Source organism: Streptomyces auratus (assembly GCF_050433025.1).
Classification (GTDB): domain Bacteria; phylum Actinomycetota; class Actinomycetes; order Streptomycetales; family Streptomycetaceae; genus Streptomyces; species Streptomyces sioyaensis.
In genome coordinates, this window is sequence record NZ_JBNGCB010000001.1 from 1929824 (window position 1) to 1949379 (window position 19556).

The 19556-nt window shown below is 73.1% G+C and carries 18 protein-coding genes; 11 read left to right on the forward strand and 7 right to left on the reverse strand.

Annotated features, from left to right (window positions below; translation table 11 throughout):
• The first annotated feature begins 32 nt into the window (after window positions 1–32).
• Both BKA18_RS08245 and thpD read left to right on the forward strand, forming a co-directional pair.
• Window positions 33–449, forward strand: a complete 417-nt coding sequence (locus tag BKA18_RS08245; protein WP_006606340.1) for an ectoine synthase — start codon at window positions 33–35, stop codon at window positions 447–449.
• A 90-nt stretch (window positions 450–539) separates the two neighbouring features.
• A complete protein-coding gene (gene thpD / locus BKA18_RS08250) occupies window positions 540–1439 on the forward strand; it encodes an ectoine hydroxylase (RefSeq protein WP_366046138.1) in 900 nt (299 codons plus the stop codon).
• Between the two features lie 86 nt (window positions 1440–1525).
• Here thpD and BKA18_RS08255 read toward each other — a convergent pair whose 3' ends face one another.
• From BKA18_RS08255 to BKA18_RS08265, 3 genes are all read right to left on the reverse strand, one after another.
• Window positions 1526–2593, reverse strand: a complete 1068-nt coding sequence (locus tag BKA18_RS08255; RefSeq protein WP_366046139.1) for an alkene reductase — start codon at window positions 2591–2593, stop codon at window positions 1526–1528.
• Window positions 2594–2698: 105 nt separating this feature from the next.
• Window positions 2699–3760, reverse strand: a complete 1062-nt coding sequence (locus BKA18_RS08260) for an aminotransferase class V-fold PLP-dependent enzyme (protein WP_366046140.1) — start codon at window positions 3758–3760, stop codon at window positions 2699–2701.
• A 127-nt stretch (window positions 3761–3887) separates the two neighbouring features.
• Entirely contained in the window at window positions 3888–4592 is a 705-nt protein-coding gene (locus tag BKA18_RS08265; RefSeq protein WP_366046141.1) for a DsbA family oxidoreductase, read from the reverse strand.
• A gap of 309 nt (window positions 4593–4901) precedes the next feature.
• Here BKA18_RS08265 and BKA18_RS08270 point away from each other — a divergent pair, with 309 nt between their 5' ends.
• Entirely contained in the window at window positions 4902–5576 is a 675-nt protein-coding gene (locus tag BKA18_RS08270; RefSeq protein WP_366046142.1) for a class I SAM-dependent methyltransferase, read from the forward strand.
• Window positions 5577–5590: 14 nt separating this feature from the next.
• On the opposite strand, the gene BKA18_RS08275 is transcribed toward BKA18_RS08270, so the two are convergent.
• Complete coding sequence (locus BKA18_RS08275; protein ID WP_366046143.1) at window positions 5591–6079, reverse strand: SRPBCC domain-containing protein; 489 nt, start codon at window positions 6077–6079, stop codon at window positions 5591–5593.
• Window positions 6080–6223: 144 nt separating this feature from the next.
• Window positions 6224–7768, reverse strand: coding sequence for an aldehyde dehydrogenase (NADP(+)) (locus BKA18_RS08280; protein WP_366046144.1), 1545 nt, complete (start codon window positions 7766–7768; stop codon window positions 6224–6226).
• Between the two features lie 157 nt (window positions 7769–7925).
• Between BKA18_RS08280 and BKA18_RS08285 the strand changes: the two genes are divergently transcribed.
• The 6 genes from BKA18_RS08285 to BKA18_RS08310 all read left to right on the forward strand — a co-directional run bounded on the left by BKA18_RS08285 (window position 7926) and on the right by BKA18_RS08310 (window position 13873).
• Window positions 7926–8696: an IclR family transcriptional regulator gene (locus BKA18_RS08285; protein ID WP_366046145.1), complete on the forward strand. Its 771-nt coding sequence runs from the start codon at window positions 7926–7928 to the stop codon at window positions 8694–8696.
• A gap of 255 nt (window positions 8697–8951) precedes the next feature.
• Complete coding sequence (locus tag BKA18_RS08290; protein WP_366046265.1) at window positions 8952–10121, forward strand: sensor histidine kinase; 1170 nt, start codon at window positions 8952–8954, stop codon at window positions 10119–10121.
• A gap of 48 nt (window positions 10122–10169) precedes the next feature.
• The gene (locus BKA18_RS08295; RefSeq protein WP_366046146.1) at window positions 10170–10880 is read left to right on the forward strand and encodes a response regulator transcription factor; all 711 of its coding nucleotides are present in this window, start codon (window positions 10170–10172) and stop codon (window positions 10878–10880) included.
• Between the two features lie 213 nt (window positions 10881–11093).
• Entirely contained in the window at window positions 11094–11366 is a 273-nt protein-coding gene (locus BKA18_RS08300; protein WP_006606328.1) for a GlsB/YeaQ/YmgE family stress response membrane protein, read from the forward strand.
• Window positions 11367–11460: 94 nt separating this feature from the next.
• Window positions 11461–12717, forward strand: coding sequence for a TerD family protein (locus tag BKA18_RS08305; RefSeq protein ID WP_366046147.1), 1257 nt, complete (start codon window positions 11461–11463; stop codon window positions 12715–12717).
• Window positions 12718–13015: 298 nt separating this feature from the next.
• Window positions 13016–13873 carry a class I SAM-dependent methyltransferase gene (locus BKA18_RS08310; protein WP_366046148.1) on the forward strand — a complete coding sequence of 286 codons (858 nt, stop codon included), beginning with the start codon at window positions 13016–13018 and terminating at the stop codon, window positions 13871–13873.
• Window positions 13874–13944: 71 nt separating this feature from the next.
• Here BKA18_RS08310 and BKA18_RS08315 read toward each other — a convergent pair whose 3' ends face one another.
• Window positions 13945–15396 (reverse strand): alkaline phosphatase PhoX, encoded by a 1452-nt coding sequence (locus BKA18_RS08315; RefSeq protein WP_366046266.1) that lies wholly within the window; start codon window positions 15394–15396, stop codon window positions 13945–13947.
• A 182-nt stretch (window positions 15397–15578) separates the two neighbouring features.
• Window positions 15579–17114 (reverse strand): hypothetical protein, encoded by a 1536-nt coding sequence (locus BKA18_RS08320; RefSeq protein WP_235447468.1) that lies wholly within the window; start codon window positions 17112–17114, stop codon window positions 15579–15581.
• Window positions 17115–17334: 220 nt separating this feature from the next.
• Here BKA18_RS08320 and BKA18_RS08325 point away from each other — a divergent pair, with 220 nt between their 5' ends.
• Complete coding sequence (locus tag BKA18_RS08325; protein WP_366046149.1) at window positions 17335–19173, forward strand: endonuclease/exonuclease/phosphatase family protein; 1839 nt, start codon at window positions 17335–17337, stop codon at window positions 19171–19173.
• A gap of 126 nt (window positions 19174–19299) precedes the next feature.
• Window positions 19300–19449 carry a hypothetical protein gene (locus BKA18_RS08330; RefSeq protein ID WP_167511565.1) on the forward strand — a complete coding sequence of 50 codons (150 nt, stop codon included), beginning with the start codon at window positions 19300–19302 and terminating at the stop codon, window positions 19447–19449.
• The last annotated feature ends 107 nt before the right edge of the window (window positions 19450–19556 follow it).

Sequence of the window (19556 nt, forward strand, 5' to 3'; positions counted from 1 at the left end):
CCTTACCGTTCCACAGAAAGGCACCCCGCACCGTGATCGTCCGATCCCTCCAGGACATCGAAGGCACCGACCGCCACGTCAAGGCCAAGTCCGGCACGTGGGAGAGCAAGCGCATCGTGCTCGCCAAGGAGCGCGTCGGCTTCTCCCTGCACGAGACCACCCTGTACGCCGGTACGGAGACTTCGATGTGGTACGCGAACCACATCGAGGCCGTACTCTGCGTAGAGGGAGAGGCCGAACTCACCAACGACGAGACCGGCGAGAAGCACACCATCACGCCGGGCACGATGTACCTGCTCGACGGACACGAGAAGCACACCATGCGGATCAAGAAGGACTTCCGCTGCGTCTGCGTCTTCAACCCGCCGGTCACCGGCCGTGAGGACCACGACGAGAACGGTGTCTACCCTCTGCTCACCGAGCCGGATCCGGAGCCCGAAACGGTCTGAGGCGCACCCCCCGCCTGCCCCGTCCGGCAGCTGAGGAAGGCCTGTACCACGTAAGCCAGAGCCCGTACGAGAGGAGAGGAAGGCAACACCATGACCACCGCACCCGAGCGCACCGCCGACCTGTACCCGACCCGTGGGACCGCTGAGGTCATCACCCCGCGGAAGGACCCGGTGGTGTGGTCGCAGCCCGGAACGGCCGGCCCGTTCGCGCCGTCCGAGCTGAGCGACTTCGAACGCGACGGCTTTTTTGCCATCGGGGAGCTGCTGACGGCGGAAGAAGTCGCGGTGTACCGCGCCGAACTGGACCGGCTCGTTCTCGACCCGACGATGCGCGCCGACCCGCGCTCCATCGTCGAGAAGACGACGCAGACCGTGCGGTCCGTGTTCGAGGTGCACAAGATCAGCGAGGTGTTCGCCAAGCTGGTCTCCGACCCGCGCGTGGTCGGCCGTGCCCGGCAGATCCTCGGCTCGGACGTCTACGTCCACCAGTCGCGGATCAATGTGAAGCCGGGCTTCGGTGCCTCCGGCTTCTACTGGCACTCGGACTTCGAGACCTGGCACGCCGAGGACGGGCTGCCGAACATGCGCACCGTGTCGGTCTCGATCGCGCTGACGGAGAATTACGACACCAACGGCGGCTTGATGATCATGCCCGGTTCGCACCGGCACTTCGTGGGCTGCGAGGGCGCGACGCCGAAGGACAACTACAAGCGGTCGCTGCAGATGCAGGACGCGGGCATCCCGTCGGACGAGGTACTGACGAAGATGGCGGACAAGCACGGCATCCGCCTCTTCACGGGCAAGGCCGGCTCGGCGACCTTGTTCGACTGCAACGCCATGCACGGCTCGGGTGACAACATCACGCCGTACCCGCGCAGCAATGTCTTCATCGTCTTCAACAGCGTGGAGAACGCGGCGGTGGAGCCGTTCGCGGCGCCGGTCCGGCGCCCGGAGTACATCGGGGCCCGTGACTTCACGCCGGTGAGGTAGTCGCGGAGATCCCGGTGGCGCGGCCGCCGCACAGCAGGGTCTGTGCGGCGGCCGCGCCGTGTGCGCTGCGGGGCCGGCCACTCCCTTCAGACGTCCAGTGCCGGGTAGTCGAGGTAGCCGGAGTCGTCGCCGCCGTAGAAGCTGTCCCGGTCGGGGGTGTTGAAGGGGCCGCCGCGCGCCAGGCGGCGGGGCAGGTCGGGGTTGGCGAGGAACAGCGCGCCGTACGCGAGGAGATCGGCCTCGCCCCGCTCGACGAGCGGCAGCTCCTCGGGGCCGGTGGGCCGGCCGTCGGTGGCCGGGTTGAGCAGGAACGTCCCGCCGAAGCGCTTGCGCAGCCGGCTCAGCAGCTCGGTGTCGCGGACGTCGCAGGTGTGCAGATAGGCCAGGCCCAGCGGGGCGATGGCGTCCACCAGCGTGGTGTAGGTGGCCTCGGGCGCGGGCTCGTGGATGTCGTTGAAGGGGTTGCCGGGCGAGAGGCGCAGGCCGGTGCGGTGCGCGCCGACTGCGGCGGCGACGGCCTTGACGACCTCGATGGCGAAACGGGCGCGGGCCTCGTCGGAGCCGCCCCACTCGTCGGTGCGCAGATTGGAGCCGGGTGCCAGGAACTGGTGGATCAGATAGCCGTTGGCGCCGTGGATCTCCACCCCGTCGAACCCGGCCTCAAGGGCGTTGCGGGCGGCGTCCGCGAATCCGGCGATGGTCTCGGGGATCTCCTCGCCGGTCAGCGCACGGGGGGTGACGAAGTCCTTGGGGCCCTCGTGGGTGAAGCCCTGGCCGGCCGCGGCGACCGCGGAGGGCGCCACCGGCAGCCGGCCGTCGGCCAGCAGCACCGGGTGGCCGATGCGGCCGCCGTGCCACAACTGCGCGAAGATCCTGCCGCCCGCGGCGTGCACGGAGTCGGTGACCTCGCGCCAACCGGCTACCTGTGCGGGGGTGTGCAGGCCGGGGGTGAGCGGGTAGCCGCGGCCGATCGGGGCGGTCTGGGCGGCCTCGGTGATGATGAGGCCGGCCGAGGCCCGCTGGGTGTAGTAGCGGACCATGGAGGGAGTGGGGACGCCCTCGGCGGTGGCGCGGTTTCGGGTCATCGGCGCCATGACGATGCGGTTGGCGAGCCGGGTGCCCGCGAGGTCTATCGGGTCGAATGCGGTGGTCACTGAGGGCCTCTCAACTGCTGCTCGGGACATGGCCGTTGCCCATTACATCAGTCTCACCACCGCGTCCCCCGCGGGGATTCCCCGGCGGCCCAAGGGCGGACACCCCTACCCCAGCAGCGACAGCAGCCGCTCCACGTCATCCGTCGAGTTGTACAGGTGGAAGGCCGCGCGGAGCAGTCCGCCGCGCACCGAGATCCGTACCCCCGCCTCGGACAGCCGGTGTTCGGCGTCCGTGAGCCCCGGCGTGGAGACGATCGCCGAGCCCGGCGCGGAAACCGGCGTCAGGCCGCGCTCGGCCAGCCCGGCACGGTAGTGGGCGGCGAGTGCGGTGTTGTGGGCGTGGAGGGTGTCCACCCCCAGCTCCTCGATGAGGGCGAGGGACTGCTCGGCGCCGACGTAGGAGTAGAAGGCATGCGGCTCGTCGAAGCGCCGGGCGGTGGCGGCCGGCCGGATCAGGCCGTAGTTGGACGCATCGAGGTCCGCACCGGCGACCCAGCCCGCGTGCGGCGCGGCCGGCCACGGCGCGCCCGTGCCCAGCTCCCCGCCGAAGGCCATGAAGGTCGTACCGCGCGGGCACAGCAGCCACTTGAAGGCGCCGGCGACGACGAAGTCGAAGTCCGCGGCGCGCAGCGGCAGCCAGCCGGCGGCCTGGGTGGCGTCGAGGTAGGTCCGCGCCCCGTGCGCCCGTGCGGCCTCGCGCACCGCCGCCAGGTCGGCGATCCGGCCGTCCCTCGACTGCACGGCGCTGAAGGCGACCAGGGCGGTGCCGGGGCGCACCTCGTCGGCGAGCGCCTCCAGCGGTACGGTGCGCAGCGTGAGGCCCGGGCGGGCGGCGAGCGGGTTGACCAGGGAGCTGAAGTCGCCCTCGGGGGCCAGCACTTCGGCGTCCGCCGGGAGCGAGGCGGCCACGAACGCGGACTGCACCGCGACCGAGCTGCCGACGGCGACCCGCTCGGCGGGCACCCCCATCAGCCGGGCGAAGGCCTCCCGCGACGCCGAGGCGGCGGCGAAGTAGTCGCGGCCCATGGTGCCGTAGGAGGCGGATTCGTCGAGCGCAGCGCGCAGGGCGGCGGCGCTGCGTGCCGGGAGGAGTCCGCTGGAGGCGGAGTTCAGATACGTCGTCTCGGGCGCGAATTCGGCCCCGCCGAGTGGCTCACGTCGTTGCATGTGCCCACTGTGGTCGGTGATCGTCGGCCCGTCCATGACACGGGCCGTGACGCGGGCCGTATCCCGCCACCGGGCCTTACGGGCCCGCGCGGAGTGCGGGCGGGGTGCGGCAGGCCGGCGGGCGCGGTCATGTCCCGGGCACGGCGCAGCCGTCGTCCCCGCACACCTCGCCCTCGCCGACCGCCGACAGCGGCTCGCCGGCATCGGCGTACGCCCGCTCCAGGGCCTGCCGGAAGACCTCGGCGGGCTGCCCGCCGGAGATGCCGTAGCGGCGGTCGATGACGAAGAACGGCACGCCGGTGGCGCCCAGCTCCGCCGCCGCGCGCTCCTCGGCGCGCACCTCCTGGGCATACGCCCCGGGGTCGGCCAGCACCCGGGCGACCTCATCGGCGGGCAGCCCCGCGCCGACGGCGATCTCGCTGCGGACGGCGGGGTCGCCGAGCGCCCGCGCCTCGGCGAAGTGGCCGCGGTAGAAGGCGTCGAGCAGGGCGTCCTGGACGCCGTACGCCTTGCCCAGGTGCACCAGCCGGTGCAGGTCGAAGGTGTTGCCGTGGATCCGGTCGGAGCGGTAGTCCAGCCCCTCCCCGGCCGCGGCCTCGGCGACCCGCGCCTCCATCGCCGCGGCCTGCTCGCGGGTCACGCCGTACTTCGCGGCGAGCATGTCGAGCACCGGGACGCCGTCGGCGGCCGGCGCATTCGGGTCCAGTTCGAAGGAGCGGTGCACCACCTCGACGACCTCACGGTGCGCGAACGCGGCGAGCCCGGCCTCGAAGCGGGCCTTGCCGATGTAGCACCAGGGGCAGGCGATGTCGGACCAGATTTCGACGCGCATGGGACGGCTGACTTTCCTCGGGGTGGGTGTGCCCCGGTGCAACCTTCCGGGGCGTGTGGCTATTCCCGGGGGTGGCGAACCGGCGTGACCTCGCCACAGGAGGTTCAGGGGCAGTCGGGCGGCCGGCGCAGGAGCAGGGAGAGGCGCTCTTGAACGCCGAGGTCGCGCGCTGCCCGGCGGGCCTGTGCCAGGGCGTCCTCGGAAATGTCCACGCAGCGTGTCAACGACAGAGATCGCGCGCACCTCGTTTTCGTCCGCGGGCCGGCGCCCTGAAGCGGGGCTTCTCGTTCCGAGGGGTAGCGTCCCGCCATGACCTCGCCACAGGATTTCCTCGGCTTCTGGGAGACGACCGGGTCCGCCAAGACCTTCACCCATCCCCTCGATCCGGCGCTGCTGGACGCGTATGTGCCGCGCGGCGCGCACGTACTGGACTACGGCTGCGGCTACGGGCGGCTGACCGCCGAGCTGGCCGGGCTCGGCTACCGCGCGGTGCGCGGCGTGGATGTGTCGGCGGCGCTGATCGCCCGGGGCCGGCGGGAGCATCCGGAGCTGGATCTGCTGCGGTGGGCCGGGTTTCCGCTGCCGTTCGAGGACGCGGCGTTCGATGCGGCGCTGCTGTTCGCGGTGCTCACCTGTGTGCCCGGGGACGCGGACCAGACGGCGATCGCCGGGGAGCTGGGGCGGCTGGTACGGCCCGGCGGGGTGCTGTACCTGAGCGATGTCCCGCTGCAGGGCGATGCGCTCAACCAGGAGCGCTATGCGCGGTTCGCGGAGCGGTACGGGACGTACGGCGTGTTCGAGACGCCCGACGGCGGGGTCTTCCGGCACCATCCGCCGGAGCGGTTGCGGGGGCTGGTGCGGGCGGCGGGCTTCTCGGTGCTGGCGGAGCGGCGGGGGTCGGTGGGCACGCTGGACGGGCGTACGGCCGAGCGGCTGCAGCTCGTCGCCCGGAGGGAGCCGAACGAGGCGGCGGAGGGCGGCTAGCCGTTTCGTTCGGCTCAGCCGGTCGTCGTCGGTCCGGAGACGAGCTCGGCCAGGTGGTGCAGCGAGTTGGTGAGGTGCTCCGGGCCGAACGGCGGGAACTGGATGTACTCCCGGATGCTCTGCGGCACCGCCGACCAGTCGTAGGTGAGCGTCACCTCGGTCTCGGACGGGCCGAGCGGCGCAAGGTCGTAACGCCAGAGCCAGCCGCCGAACTCCAGGCGACCGTCGTCCTTCTCCTGCCCCGTCAGCCAGCCGATGGCCCGCGGCGGGTCGAGCACCTGGACCTGGTTGGCCACCTGGTAGTCACCATGGGGATGGTTGGCGTGGTACATGTCCATCCGGAAAATCTGCCCCACCTCGGTCAGCGGCGCCCGGTCGGCAGCTTTCTGCACCCAGCCGGTGCCATCGATCGCCGCATGGGCCGCCGGGTCCGCCAGCACCGCGAACACCCTCGCGGCGGGCACGGCCACAGTCAGCGTGGCGCTCACGTTCTCCTGGTCCACGGTGTTCACGCTCCTCGTCATCTCGTCTCGGGCCTCCCGCAGGCGCGGAAGGGGGACGTTCCCACTATGCAGACGACGCGGCGAGGCGGAACTCATCGGTCGGGTGGGCAGAAGCTCTCCACCCTCGCCACCAAACGGAACGGCCTAGAGGCCTTCGGCCTTGCCGTTGACCCGGCGCGGCAGGCCGAGCGGGTTGTCCTCGCGCAGTTCGGGCGGCAGCAGGGCGGGCGGGGTGTCCTGGTAGGCGACCGGGCGCAGCCAGCGTTCCACGGCGGTGCCGCCGACGGAGGTGGAGGTGGAGGTCGTGGCCGGGTAGGGGCCGCCGTGGTGCTGGGCGGGGGCGACCGCGACCCCGGTCGGCCAGCCGTTGACGACCACCCGGCCGGCGAGCGGGGTGACGTCGGCCAGCAGCCGGGCGCCGCGCCCCGCCCCGTCGGTGCCGGCGCTCTCCGCGTCGCCGAGGTGGAGCGTGGCGGTGAGGTTGCCGGGCAGCCGGGCGAGGACGGCGGCGATCTCGGCCTCGTCGGTGTAGCGGGCGACGACGGTCACCGGGCCGAAGCACTCCTCCAGGAGGAGGTCGTGGGGCCCGTCGGTGGTGAGGCGGTCGGCGGGGACGGTGAGGAAGCCGGCGCTGACGGTGTGCTCGCCGCCGGCGCCCGGCGTCACCGGGGCCCCGACGTCCGGGAGTCCGGCACGGCTCCGGATCCCGTCGAGGAACGCCTGGCGCATCCGGTGGTCGAGCAGCACCCCGGCCTCGCTGTTGCTGACCGCGGCGGTCAGCGAGGTCAGCAGCCGGTCGCCCGCCTCGCCGCCGGGGGCCAGGACCAGGCCGGGCTTGACGCAGAACTGGCCGACGCCGAGCGTCATCGACCCGGCCAGTCCGGCGCCGAGCTGCTCGGCGCGTTCCCCGGCCGCGGCCTCGGTGATCACCACGGGGTTGAGGCTGCCCAGTTCGCCGTGGAAGGGGATGGGGTGCGGGCGGGCGGCGGCCGCGTCGTACAGCGCACGGCCGCCGCGGACCGAACCGGTGAAGCCGGCCGCGGTGATCAGCGGGTGGCGCACCAGGTCGACGCCGGCCTGGAAGCCGTGCACCAGGTGCAGCACGCCCTCGGGCAGGCCGGCCTCGGCGGCGGCGCGGCGCAGCAGCGCGGCGCACAGCTCGGAGGTGGCCGGATGGTCCGGGTGGGCCTTGACGACCACCGGGCAGCCGGCCGCCAGGGCGCTGGCGGTGTCGCCGCCCGGTACCGAGAAGGCGAGCGGGAAGTTGCTGGCGGAGTAGACCGCGACCGGGCCGAGCGGAATCTTGTAGCGGCGCAGGTCGGGCCGGGGCGGAGCAAGGCCGGGGTCGGCGTGGTCGATCCGTACGTCGAGGAACGCGCCCTCCTGCACGAGGTCCGCGAAGGCCCGCAACTGGTAGGTGGTGCGGGCGAGTTCGCCGGTGAGGCGGCCGGGGCCGAGCGCGGTCTCGGCGTCGGCGGCCTCGATGACCGCCTCGCCCGCCTCGTCGAGCAGATCGGCGGCGCGGCGCAACAGGGCGGTGCGTACGGCGCGGTCGGCGAGTGCGCCGCGGGCGGCGTGCGCGGCCCGGACCACGGCGTCCACCTCGTCGGCTGTGGCCTCCACCGCAACCTGTTCCCGCTGCTTCCCGGTTCGCGGATCGACACTCCAGACTGGAGCTGCTGCTGCCACCGTGCATTCCTCCCGGGCGATGCCGTGCCGAGTCGTTCGGAGACGTTCCGCTTTCGTGCAGCACACCGGACCGCGTTCTATATGCTGAACGGCGTTCCAGATCATGAACCCGAACCACTGGGACTCTATGGCGGCCGGAACAGAGGGGTCAAGGGCGATGTCAGCTGCCGATACCGGTGGATCGCAGGTCAAATCCGCGGTGCGGACGGTGGAGTTGCTCGAATACTTCGCGGGGCGCCCTGGAATGCACAGCCTGGCGTCCGTCCAGGAAGCGGTCGGCTATCCGAAGTCCAGCCTCTACATGCTGCTGCGCACCCTCGTCGACCTGGGCTGGATCGAGACCGATGCGACCGGCACCCGCTACGGCATCGGCGTCCGTGCGCTGCTGGTCGGCACGTCCTACCTCGACGGCGACGAGGTGGTGGCCGCGGCGCGGCCGACGCTGGACCGGCTCTCCGACGACACCACCGAGACCATCCACCTCGCCCGCCTCGACGGCACCCACGTCGTCTCGCTCGCCACCCGGCAGTCCCCGCACCATCTGCGCCCCGTCACCCGCGTCGGCCGGCGGCTGCCCGCGCACTCCACCGCGCTGGGCAAGGCGCTGCTCGCCACGCACACCGACGACCAGGTGCGGTCGTTGCTGCCGCCGGACCTCACGCGGCTGACCGAGCACACCCGCACCGACCGCGAGCAGCTGATCGAGGAGCTGCACACGGTGCGCGCACAGGGGTATGCGGTCGACCGCGAGGAGAACACCCTGGGCCTGTGCTGTTTCGGTGTCGCGCTGCCCTCCCGGACACCGGCCCGGGACGCGCTCAGCTGCTCGGTGCCGGTGGCCCGGCTGACCCCGGCCCATGAGCAGATGATCAAGGACGCCCTGCTCGCCGCCCGCGACCGGCTGGCGCCGGCCGGCCGGCGGCTGTGAGCCACCGCGGCCACCGTCCCCGCCGGGCGGCCCTCCCCCGTGCGGCGGAGGCGGATCGTCAGCGGGGCCGAGGCGCAGCGGGCCCGCCACCGGAAGGCTGGCGGCCATGAGCCTGATGACCGGGCGCCCGGCCCGAGCCCCGTACACCACCGCACCCGCCAGGGCCGGGGCGCCGTTCTGCGCCGCACGCGAGGCCGTCCGGTGCGGCTGACCGGACGGCGCTGGGTCCATCTGGTGCTGGGCGGCGCGCTGCTGATGCCGTTCTTCCTGCTGGTCTCGGTCGTCCTGCCGCTGGTCGCGGAGGGCGCCGACCCGCTGCGCCAAGTGGGCTGGCAGCTGGTCGCGTTCGGCTGTGCGCTGCCGGTGGCCGCGCTGGCCGCGCTGCTCTTCCCGCCGGTGCGGCCGCTGGAGGTGAGCGCCGTGCGGTCGCTGTGCGGGGTGCCCGCGGAGCTGCTGGCCGAGGGGCCGGCCGTCTCGTGGGCGGCCCGGCGGCGTACCGCGCTGTGGTTCGTGGCGCATCTGCTGGCCGGCGGGATCGTCAGCGGGATGACGCTGGCGGCGCCGCCGGCCGCAGTGGTGCTGCTGTTGCTGCCGTTCGCCGATCCCCTGCGGCACACCGCGCTGGGGTGGCCGGCTTTCCACGGCCTGCTGGGCCCGCTCGCGGGGCTGGCGCTGCTGGCCCTGGTGGCCGGCACGTCCTGGGGGGCCGGGACGCTGCTGGCGCGCTGCGCCCCGGCGCTGCTGGGCCCCACGCCCGCCGACCGGCTGGCCGCCGCCGAGCGCCGGGCCGCCGATCTGGCGTCCCGCAACCGGCTGGCCCGCGAGCTGCACGACGCCGTCGGACATGCGCTGAGCGCGGTCACCCTCCAGGCGGGCGCGGCCCGCCGGGTGCTGGAGGCGGACCCGGAGTTCGCCCGCCGGGCGCTGGCCGCCATCGAGGAGACCACCCGCGCGGCGGTCGCCGAACTGGACACCGTACTGGGCCTGTTGCGCGAGGAGGACGGCAGCGATCCGGCCGCGCCCGCGCCCACCCTGGACGGCCTGGCGGCGCTGCTCGACCGGACCCGGGCGGCGGGCGTACCGATCGAGGCGGACGTCGAGGGGCGGTGTACGGGGCTGCCGCCGGTGGTCTCACGGGAGGCCTACCGGATCGTGCAGGAAGGCCTCGGCAACGCGCTGCGGCATGCCGGGCCGGTGCCGGTCCGGCTGGCCGTATGCGTGACGGACGCGGACGTGACGATACGGGTGGAAAATGCGGTGCCGGGAGCCGGCCGCGCCGCCCCGGACGCCCGCGCGGGCGGGGGCCGCGGGCTGCGGGGGATCGCCGAGCGGGCCCGGCTGCTGGGCGGCGGGGCGACGGCCGCGGCCGAGGACGGCGTCTGGCGGCTGACGGCCCGGCTGCCGCTGAAGGGGGCCACGACATGAGGAGCCGAGCGGCGCCGGGAAGCCGGCCGGAAACAGGGGGAACGGGGTATGACCACCGTGCGGAACGACGGCCGGCGGGCCGGTGACGGGGAACCGCCCCGTCCGCTGCGCATCGTCCTCGCCGACGACGAGCAGCTGGTGCGCAGCGCGCTGCGCGCGATCCTGGGCGCCGAGGACGGCATGGAGGTCGTCGGGGAGGCGGCGACCGGTGCCGAGGCGGTGCCGCTGATCCGGGAACTGCGCCCGGACCTCGTGCTGATGGACGTCCGGATGCCGGAGATCGACGGGATCCGGGCGACCGAGCAGGTGCTTGCCTCGATGGCCGGTCCGCCGCGCATCATCGTGGTGACGACCTTCGAGAACGACGCCGCCGTCTATGCCGCGCTGCGGGCCGGTGCCAGCGGGTTTCTGCTCAAGCGGTCCGGCGCGGAGGAACTGGTGCAGGCCGTACGGCTGGTGGCGCGCAGCGACTCGCTGCTGTTCCCGGCGGCGGTGCGCCGGCTGGCCGCCCGGCACGCCGGGGAGCGGGCGGCGGACGAGGCGGTGCGGACGCTGCGGGCCCGGCTGTCGGAACGGGAGCGTGCGGTGCTGCGGCTGATGACGGCGGGGTTGACGAACGCCGAGATCGCGGAGCGGCTGGGGGTGGGCCCGGCCACGGTCAAGACCCATGTGGCGGGGGTGCTGGCCAAGCTCGGGGTGCGGGACCGGACCCAGGCGGTGATCGCCGCGTACGAGTGCGGGTTCGTCCGGCCGGGATGAGGACGGCCGGGGCGAGGACGGGCCGGGGCGAGGACAGGCTACGACGACGGTCCCGGTGGTGCCGGCCGTGGCCGTGTCCGTGTCCGTGGCCGCATGGCCCGGCCCACCGCCGTGACCTGCGCACGTGGCCCGTGCCACGCCACGGAACCCCTGCCGCCCGGTCGGCGTCCTGATCTGTGTACCAACCCTCCGCGCAGGAACGAGGAATGCATCATGGGCATCGTCAGCTGGCTCGTACTCGGGCTGATCGCAGGCGTCATCGCCAAGGTCCTGCTGCCGGGCCGGGACCCGGGCGGGATCGTCGGTACCACCCTGATCGGCATCGTGGGCTCCTTCATCGGCGGCTGGCTCTCCACGAAGTTCCTGCACCGCCCGATACCCAAGGACTTCGGCGAACCCTCCATGTGGATCGCCTCGATCGCCGGGGCCCTGGTCCTGCTGATCGCCTACCGGCTGCTGTTCGGCAATTCCCGGGACCGCCGGTGACCGCGGACGGCCAACCGGCCGCAGGTAACGGCCAACCGGCCGCAGGTAATGGAACCGCAAAGGCGAGCCGATCGTTGACCCCGACATGACCGCTATGACTCCTGGCTCGAACCTCCCGCTCAGCGCCGTGCGGGTGGCGGTGGACGTCACCGCCCCCGTGCGGCTGGACGTATCGGGCCTGCTGCTGGCCGCCGACGGCAAGGTGCGCTCCGACGACGACTTCGTGTTCTACAACCAGCCCTCCGCACCGGGCGTGACGCACTCCGCAGCCGCCACCGGCGGCGACACCATCACGGTGGACACCGCCGCGGTACCCGAGGGCATCGACAAGATCGTCGTCACCGCGAGCCTGGACACCCCCGGCGCCACCTTCGCCGGCACGGAACCCACCGGCACGGTCCGCAACGCCGACGACGGCAGCGTCCTCGCCTCCTTCACCCCGCCGCGGCTGGGCACCGAGACCGCGCTGGTGGTCGTCGAGATCTACCGCCGGGGCGGCGCCTGGAAGGTCCGCGCGGTCGGCCAGGGCTACGCGAACGGCCTGGCGGGGATCGCCACCGACTTCGGCGTCAGCGTGGAGGAACCGGCCGCGCCCGCCGCCGCCCCGCAGGCACCCCCCGCTCCCCCGGCCCCGGCCGCCCCGTGGGGACCGCCCACCGGCGCCCCGGCCCCGGTCGCCCCACCGTCCGCCGCCGCGCCGGCGGCCCCGGCCCCGGCTCCCGCGCCGCCCGCCCCGGCCCCCGGCTCCGGCTCCGGCTCCGGCTCCGGCTCCGGCAAGGTCAACCTCGACAAGGGCCGGGTCAGCCTGCAGAAGAACCAGACCGTGTCGCTGGTCAAGGGCGGCCGTCCGGTGCTCGGCTCGGTCCGGATGGGCCTCGGCTGGGAGCCCGCCTTCCAGGGCCGGAGCATCGATCTGGACGCCTCCGTCATCGCCTACGGCCCGGACCGCAAAAAGGTCGACAACTGCTTCTTCGGCAAGCTGATGATCCTGGGCGGTGCGATCCAGCACTCCGGCGACAACCTCACCGGCGAGGGCGCCGGCGACGACGAGGCGATCACCGTCCACCTCGGCGGGCTGCCCCCGGAGGTGACGGGCCTGGTCTTCGTCGTGAACTCCTTCTCCGGCCAGAAGTTCTCCGATGTCGCCAAGGCGTACTGCCGCCTGCTGGACGCCCAGAGCGGGGAGGAGTTGGTCCGCTTCGACCTCACGCACGCCGAACCGCGTACGGGCGTGATGATGGCGAAGCTCATCCGCCAGTTCTCCGGCGAGTGGGAGATGACCGCGATGGGCGAGTTCGTCGACGCCCGCACGGTACGCGGCATGACCAAACCGGCCGCCCAGGCACTGTGAACCGGTGACGCCCGCCGGAGGCCCCGCCCCGCGGCGAGCGGCGGGGGCCGTCCACGGCGGCGGCCCGCTACCCTGACGGGCCGTCAGCGTCCGTACGGGCGGCGCGCCTTCCCCGGCGCGGGAACGCTCCGGGCCGAGAATTGTGCGGTCCCTGCCGCCCCGCCGTCCCTGTCCTCGGGCACGCCACATCCCGTCCACCGGCCGCCACACCCCAGGACTCCGCACCCGCCCCCGGCACCACCCGTCACGGCTCCACCCCTCACGACACGTCCCCTACGGCACGCACGAGGAGCGTTCGATGACGCAGCAGCCGCCGCCCGCCGGCCCCGCCGGCCCCCCGGACCTTCCCGACCGGGTCGTGAAGGTCTACGGCGAGCTCGACCTCAGCACCGTCCCGGCCTTCGCCGGCGGCTTCATCAATTTCGGCTACTGGGCGGGGCTGACCGGCCCCGCGGACCGGCCGCTGACCGAGGCCGACCGCGTGCGCAGCGAGGAGGACCTCTACCGCCTGGTGCTGGAGACCTTCGAGCCGGCGCAGGGCCGCACCGCGCTGGAGGTCGGCTGCGGGCGCGGGCTGGGCTGTGCGCTGGCGCTGCGCGAGTGCGGCCTGGGAACGGTCATCGGGCTGGATGCGCACCCCGACCAGATCGCCCGGGCCAGGAAGGCGAACGCGGAGCTGCTCGCCGCGTCCCCGGACACCGCCGGCCGGCTGGAGTTCCTCCAGGGCGCGGCGCAGCAGATCCCGCTCCCCGACGGCAGCGTCGACTGCCTCTTCTCCGTCGAGGCGGCACAGCACTTCCGCGATCTGCCCGGTTTCGCCCGGGAGTCGGCGCGGGTGCTGCGCGCGGGCGGCCGGCTGGCGCTGACCACGTTCTTCGCCCGTACCCCGGCCGCCGCCCGCGCGCTGCCCGGGCTGCTGCCCCCGTACGCCGACGGCCTGGACGTGCCGCATGTGGTCGACGAGGTCGCCGCGACGCTCTCCGCGGCGGGCCTGCGGCAGGTCCGCGTCCGGCCGATCGGCGAGGGGGTCTGGGAGGCCTACGACCGCTATATGGCCCAGCAGCCGGAGCTCCGCGACGAGTGGCCGCGCCGCTATCTGACGGCCTATGAGACCGGTCTGCTGGACTACTACGTGCTCACCGCGACGGCCGGCTGAGGCCCTCCGCCCGTACGGCAGAGGGCCTCGCCCGCAGGTCGCCGACCGTCGCCGGTCGCGAGCCGTGGCGGCTACCGCTGCCGGCGCTGCCGCTTCCACGGGCCGGTGATGGCCAGCATGATGCCGGGCTCCTGGATGTTGGCGAACAGCGTCCGCCCGTCCGGGGAGAACACCGGCCCGGTGAACTCGCTGAACTCCGGCTTGTCCGCGGTGCCGATGTTGAGCTCGTTGCGGGCGACGGGGTAGGTCCGGCCGTCGTCGGTGGCGCCGAAGAGGTGCTGCACGCCCTCGCCGTCCTCGGCGATGATCAGGCCGCCGTAGGGCGAGACGGTGATGTTGTCCGGGCCGTCCAGCGCGCCGTCCTTGGAAGGGTCCGGGTTGACGCCCAGCAGCACCTTCAAGGTCAGGGTCCGCCGCCGCGGGTCGTAGAACCACACCTGCCCGTCGTGCGGGACGGGGCTCTCGGCACGGGCGTAGGAGGACACGACATAGGCGCCGCCGTCCGCCCACCACAGGCCCTCCAGCTTGCGGGCGCGGGTGACCTCACCGTCCTTGAACTGCTTGCGGACCGAGACCGTCCGGGCGTCGCGGTCGGGCACCTCGACCCAGTCGACGCCGTAGACGGTGCCGGTCTTGGTGGCGCGCGAGAGGTCGTCGACGAACCGGCCGCCGGAGTCGAAGCACTTGAAGGTCTCCAGCACGCCCGCGTCGTCGGCCAGCGTGCGCAGCCGGCCGTGGCCGTGGCGGAAGCCGTGCGGCGGAGTCCAGCGGTAGAACAGGCCGTTGGGGCCGGCGGCGTCCTCGGTCAGGAAGAGGTGACCGCGCCGGGGGTCGACGACGACGGCCTCGTGGGCGTAACGGCCCAGCGCCTTGATCGGCTTGGGGTTCCGGCCGGCCGCGAGGTCGTGCGGGTCGACCTCGAAGACATAGCCGTGGTCCTTGGTCATGCCGTGGTCGCCGGCCTTGTCCTCGGTCTCCTCGCAGGTGAGCCAGGTGCCCCAAGGGGTGGTGCCGCCCGCGCAGTTGGTGGCGGTACCGGCGATGCCGACCCGCTCCCCGACCGGGCTGCCGTCCTTGGCGACCTCGACCACGGTGCAGCCGCCGGCCGCCGCCGGGTCGTAGACCAGACCCTCCGTCAGTGGCACCGGGTGCGGCCAGTCGGTGCGCGGGCCCTTGAGCTCGTGGTTGTTGACGAGCAGGGTGGTGCCGCGGTGGCCCTCGAAGGTGCCGGTGCCGTCATGGTTGGACGGGGTGGACTCACCGCTGTCGAGCTTGGTGACGCCGGTCCGGGTGATGATCCGGTACGAGAAGCCGGCGGGCAGCGCGAGGATGCCGTCCGGGTCGGGGACCAGCGGGCCGTAGCCGGCCGCGGGCCCGTCCGGCGCGCCGTCCGGGCCGGCGTCCGGGAGCTCCTCGGCGAGGGCTCCGGGCGCGGTGGCCAGCACCCCGACGCTGCCGGCCAGCGCAACCCCCGCGCCGGCGAGCGCGGAACGCGTGGCGAAGTCTCTTCGGGTGAGCGGCATTGTCATCTCCAAGATGGCCGGTTTCTTCTCCCCTGGGGCCTGCGCCGCTTACGTTTCCGCGCGCCGTCGAACTCCAGTTGAACGCGGCGCGACATCCAGGAAGCAGTTGGGGCCGGCCCGGCGGAACCGGGCCGCAGTGGGCCCTGCTCCGCCGGACCGGCCCCGCCGGTGCCTTGGGGGACTCAGTCCGACTGCCGCGAGCGCGCCTTGAAGGCGGCCTTACGGGCCTCCTTGGCGGCCTTCTTGTCCGGGTGCAGCCGGCCCATGGCCTCCAGGACGTCGGCGGTGGCCGGGTGGTCCACCCGCCAGGCGGTCTCGAAGAATCCGCTGTGCTGGTCGGTCAGGCCCTGGACCAGCTCGCGCAGCTCGGTGGTGGCCTCCTCCTCTTCGGCGCTGTCCAGCTGCGCCGCGAGGGTGTCCACCGTCAGCCAGAAGATCATCTCCTGGGAGGGCTCGGGGATGCCGGGCAGCGCGCGCTCGGCGAGCCAGACCCGGGCCAGACCGCCCAGCTGCCGGTCGTCGAGCACCTCGCGCAGCGCCTCCTCGGCGTCCGGCGCGACCAGCGAGAGGGTCTGCTGGGCGTCGAGCCGGCGGCGCGGGGCGCGCTCGTCGTCGCCCCGCGCCGCGGCGAGCAGGTCCCGCGCGGCGTCCAGGGGCGTACGGGCGGCGAGCCACAGCTCGGACTCGGCCTGGGCGAGCGGCTCGGGGTAGTCGGGCAGCGCCTCCAGGAGGACGTCGGCGCCCTTGTCGGAGAGATCGCCGACCGCCGGGGCGTGCACCCCCGCGTCCAGCATCCGGGCGCGGACGGCGTAGACGCCGAGCGGAGTGAGGCGGACCAGGCCGTAGCGGGAGACGTCCTCGTCCGTCAGCGGCTCGGCGATGGGGGTCCCCCCTGGACCGGAGCCTGTCGAAGGTCCTTGGGGGAGGACCGTCTCGCCGTCCTCGTCGAGCTCCTCGATGAGCGCCTCGTCGACGGGCTTGTAGGCGACCAGGCCGATCGGCTCCAGCACCCGGAACTGGTCGTCCAGGCGCATCATCGCCTCGGAGACCTCTTCGAGGACGTCGTCGGTGGGCTCGTCCATGTCGTCCGGGACGATCATGGAGGCGGCCAGCGCCGGGAGCGGGACGTCCTGGTCGGGGCGCTCGCTCAGGGCCGTGAGCAGATAGAGGTTGCCGAGGATGCCGTCCAGCATCTCGGCCTCCTCCTCCGGGTTCCAGTCGATCGCGTCCAGGTCCAGCTCGCCGCCCTGGGTGAGCTGGTCGGCGAGGTCGGCGAGATCGGGGGCGGCCGCGTCGGCGAGCACGGTCTCCATGCCGCCGAGCCAGATGTCGAGGATGTCCTGCGGACTGCCGGAGGTGAGCAGGCCCAGCTCCTCGCCGGGGGTGGCGGTGCCGGCCGCGGCGTTGTCGGGCAGGTCGGTGCCGTCCTCGTCGTCGGGGGCCTCCTCGATCTCCACGAGTCCGGTGTCCACCGCCAGCTGCCAGGCCTCGGCGGTGTACGCGGGGCCGTCCTCGTCGCCGGCCAGGCCGAGGTGCTCGGTGGCGGCGGCCAGCGGCTCCTGGAGGATCTCGCCGCCCACCCCGACCGGGACGCCCCGCTCGGCCCAGCGGGCGAGCTTCGCGGCCCGGGCCATCAGCGGGGCGCTCAGTGCGTCCCGGGCCAGCTCCGCTTCGGAGTGCAGCCGCACCGGCGGCAGGGTGGGACGGTCTGCGGACATCGGGTGCTCAGCTCCTCGAACGGCTACGGGCTCGTGCGCGCCCAAGCGTAGACGGAATTCTCCGTATCTCGGACGGTTCACCCCGGCGCCTCCCGCCGGACACCCGCGGAGTCTTGACAACTCCCGTGCGTACACAAGAGATTGACGCGCGTAGCGCGTCGGTTACTGCTCCGTAGGCCCGCTGCACCGACCACCCCCCATCACCCCCTCGGAGGCACGCATGCCGTCCCGTCGTTCGCTCCGCAGGCCGCTCGCCGTCAGCGCGGTGGCCTGTGCCGCCCTGACCGGCGGACTGCTGATCACCACGCAGTCCGCCTCCGCGGCCGGCACCCGGATCCACGACATACAAGGCAGCACCCGAATATCCCCGCTGGCCGGACAGCAGGTCACTGAGGTGCCCGGCACGGTCACCGCGATCCGCTCGTTCGGCTCGGCGCGCGGGTTCTGGGTGCAGGACCCGCACCCGGACAAGAACCCCGCCACCAGCGAGGCGGTCTTCGTCTTCACCGGCAAGGAGACGCCGAAGGTCGCCGTCGGCGATGCCCTCACGTTCTCCGGCACGGTCAGCGAGTACTACCCGGGCGGCAAGGACGCCGGTCTGCAGTCCGTCACCGAGATCACCGGCGCGACCTGGAAGACGGTCTCCTCCGACGCCCCGCTGCCGGCCGCCTTCAAGCTCAACCCGGCCTCGGTGCCCGGCCGTTACGCCCCCGCGGCGGGCGGCAAGAGCATCGAGTCGCTGAAGCTGCGCCCCTCGTCGTACGCCCTGGACCGCTATGAGTCCCTGGAGGGCATGCGGGTCGCGGTCTCCAACGCGCCGGTCGTCGGCCCGACCAACAAGTACCACGAGCTGTGGGTGACCGCCGAGCCCGGCCACGACCGCACGACCCGCGGCGGGACGCTCTACCGCTCGTACGCGGACCCCAACGGCGGCCGGATCAAGGTGGGGTCGCTGATCCCGTTCTCGCAGCAGCCGTTCCCGGTGGCCGATGTCGGCCAGGCGCTGACCGGCACCACCGCCGGGCCGCTGGACTACGACAACTTCGGCGGCTACACCCTCCAGGCCACCGAGCTGGGCAAGCCCACCGACCACGGCCCGGCGCCGGAGAGCACCCGCAAGCAGAAGTCCGACGAGCTGGCGGTGGCCACCTACAACGTCGAGAACCTCTCCCCCGCCACCCCGCAGGCCAAGTTCGACCGGCTGGCCAAGGCGCTGGTGCACAACCTGTCCGCCCCCGACGTCGTGGCGCTGGAGGAGGTCCAGGACGACAGCGGCCCCAAGGACAACGGGGTGGTCACCGCCGGGGAGACCCTCAAGAAGCTGACCGACGCCATCAAGGCGGCCGGCGGCCCCGCGTACGAGGCGCGGCAGATCGACCCGGTCAACGACCAGGACGGCGGCCAGCCCGGCGGCAACATCCGCACGGCGTTCCTGTTCAACCCCGACCGGGTGTCCTTCACGGACATCAAGGGCGGCGACGCCACCACCCCGGTGAAGGTGGTCGACGACCACGGCAAGGTCACGCTGTCCGCCTCCCCGGGCCGGATCGCGCCCACCGACGAGGCGTGGAAGACCAGCCGCAAGCCCCTCGTCGGCCAGTTCGCGCTGAAGAGCCGGCCGGGCAGCCGGGTCTTCGTGATCGCCAACCACTTCAACTCCAAGGGCGGCGACCAGGGCATGGACAGCCGTTTCCAGCCGCCGGCCAGGAGCTCGGAGACCCAGCGCACCGCACAGGCCGAGCTGGTCAACGGGTTCGTCAAGGAGTTGCTGGCCAAGGACCCGAAGGCCGGTGTGGTGGTGGCCGGTGACCTCAACGACTACCAGTTCTCGCCGGCCCTGAAGGACCTCACCGCCGGCGGGGTGCTCACCGACCAGGTCAACCGGCTGCCGGCCGCCGAGCGCTACGGCTACGTCTACCAGGGCAACTCGCAGGTGCTCGACCACATGCTCACCACTCGCCCGCTGACCAGGGCCGACTACGACATCGTGCACCTCAACTCCGAGTACGCCGACCAGGCCAGCGACCACGATCCGCAGGTGCTGCGCATCCGGCCGTGAGACCCGCACGGGGTCACCCCGCGTAACTCCCCCGTCACTCCGACGGCCCACGCCCGGGGGCCGACTGCCGCCGGGGATGCGGTACTGGGCACGTAAGAAACATTCGGCGAGACATAGGGAGTCATCATGCCGAAGTCCCAGAACCGTAAGTCGGGCAACAAGGACCGTGCCGCCGAGCGGCGCGCCGACCAGCGGAAGCCGAAGTCGTCGGAGGAGTCCGCTTCCGAGCGGACCCAGGACCTGAAGCGTTCGCGGAATGGCCTGACTGACGCGTGATGGGCCTGTGATGCCCGAGCGGCCGTCGCACCGAAGGTGCGGCGGCCGTTCCGCGTTCCGCCACCACACCCGGGACATAGCAGCAGTGCTTAACGAAACAGCCAGAA

Bases quoted from the DNA above. Each gene is read 5' to 3' on its own strand.
- BKA18_RS08315 (WP_366046266.1), bottom strand. From the start codon at position 15,396: ATGCCGCTCACCCGAAGAGACTTCGCCACGCGTTCCGCGCTCGCCGGC.
- BKA18_RS08325 (WP_366046149.1), top strand. From the start codon at position 17,335: ATGCCGTCCCGTCGTTCGCTCCGCAGGCCGCTCGCCGTCAGCGCGGTG.
- BKA18_RS08305 (WP_366046147.1), top strand. From the start codon at position 11,461: ATGACTCCTGGCTCGAACCTCCCGCTCAGCGCCGTGCGGGTGGCGGTG.
- BKA18_RS08285 (WP_366046145.1), top strand. From the start codon at position 7,926: ATGTCAGCTGCCGATACCGGTGGATCGCAGGTCAAATCCGCGGTGCGG.
- BKA18_RS08330 (WP_167511565.1), top strand. From the start codon at position 19,300: ATGCCGAAGTCCCAGAACCGTAAGTCGGGCAACAAGGACCGTGCCGCC.
- BKA18_RS08295 (WP_366046146.1), top strand. From the start codon at position 10,170: ATGACCACCGTGCGGAACGACGGCCGGCGGGCCGGTGACGGGGAACCG.
- BKA18_RS08270 (WP_366046142.1), top strand. From the start codon at position 4,902: ATGACCTCGCCACAGGATTTCCTCGGCTTCTGGGAGACGACCGGGTCC.
- BKA18_RS08265 (WP_366046141.1), bottom strand. From the start codon at position 4,592: ATGCGCGTCGAAATCTGGTCCGACATCGCCTGCCCCTGGTGCTACATC.
- BKA18_RS08300 (WP_006606328.1), top strand. From the start codon at position 11,094: ATGGGCATCGTCAGCTGGCTCGTACTCGGGCTGATCGCAGGCGTCATC.
- BKA18_RS08310 (WP_366046148.1), top strand. From the start codon at position 13,016: ATGACGCAGCAGCCGCCGCCCGCCGGCCCCGCCGGCCCCCCGGACCTT.
- BKA18_RS08260 (WP_366046140.1), bottom strand. From the start codon at position 3,760: ATGCAACGACGTGAGCCACTCGGCGGGGCCGAATTCGCGCCCGAGACG.
- thpD (WP_366046138.1), top strand. From the start codon at position 540: ATGACCACCGCACCCGAGCGCACCGCCGACCTGTACCCGACCCGTGGG.
- BKA18_RS08320 (WP_235447468.1), bottom strand. From the start codon at position 17,114: ATGTCCGCAGACCGTCCCACCCTGCCGCCGGTGCGGCTGCACTCCGAA.
- BKA18_RS08290 (WP_366046265.1), top strand. From the start codon at position 8,952: ATGCCGTTCTTCCTGCTGGTCTCGGTCGTCCTGCCGCTGGTCGCGGAG.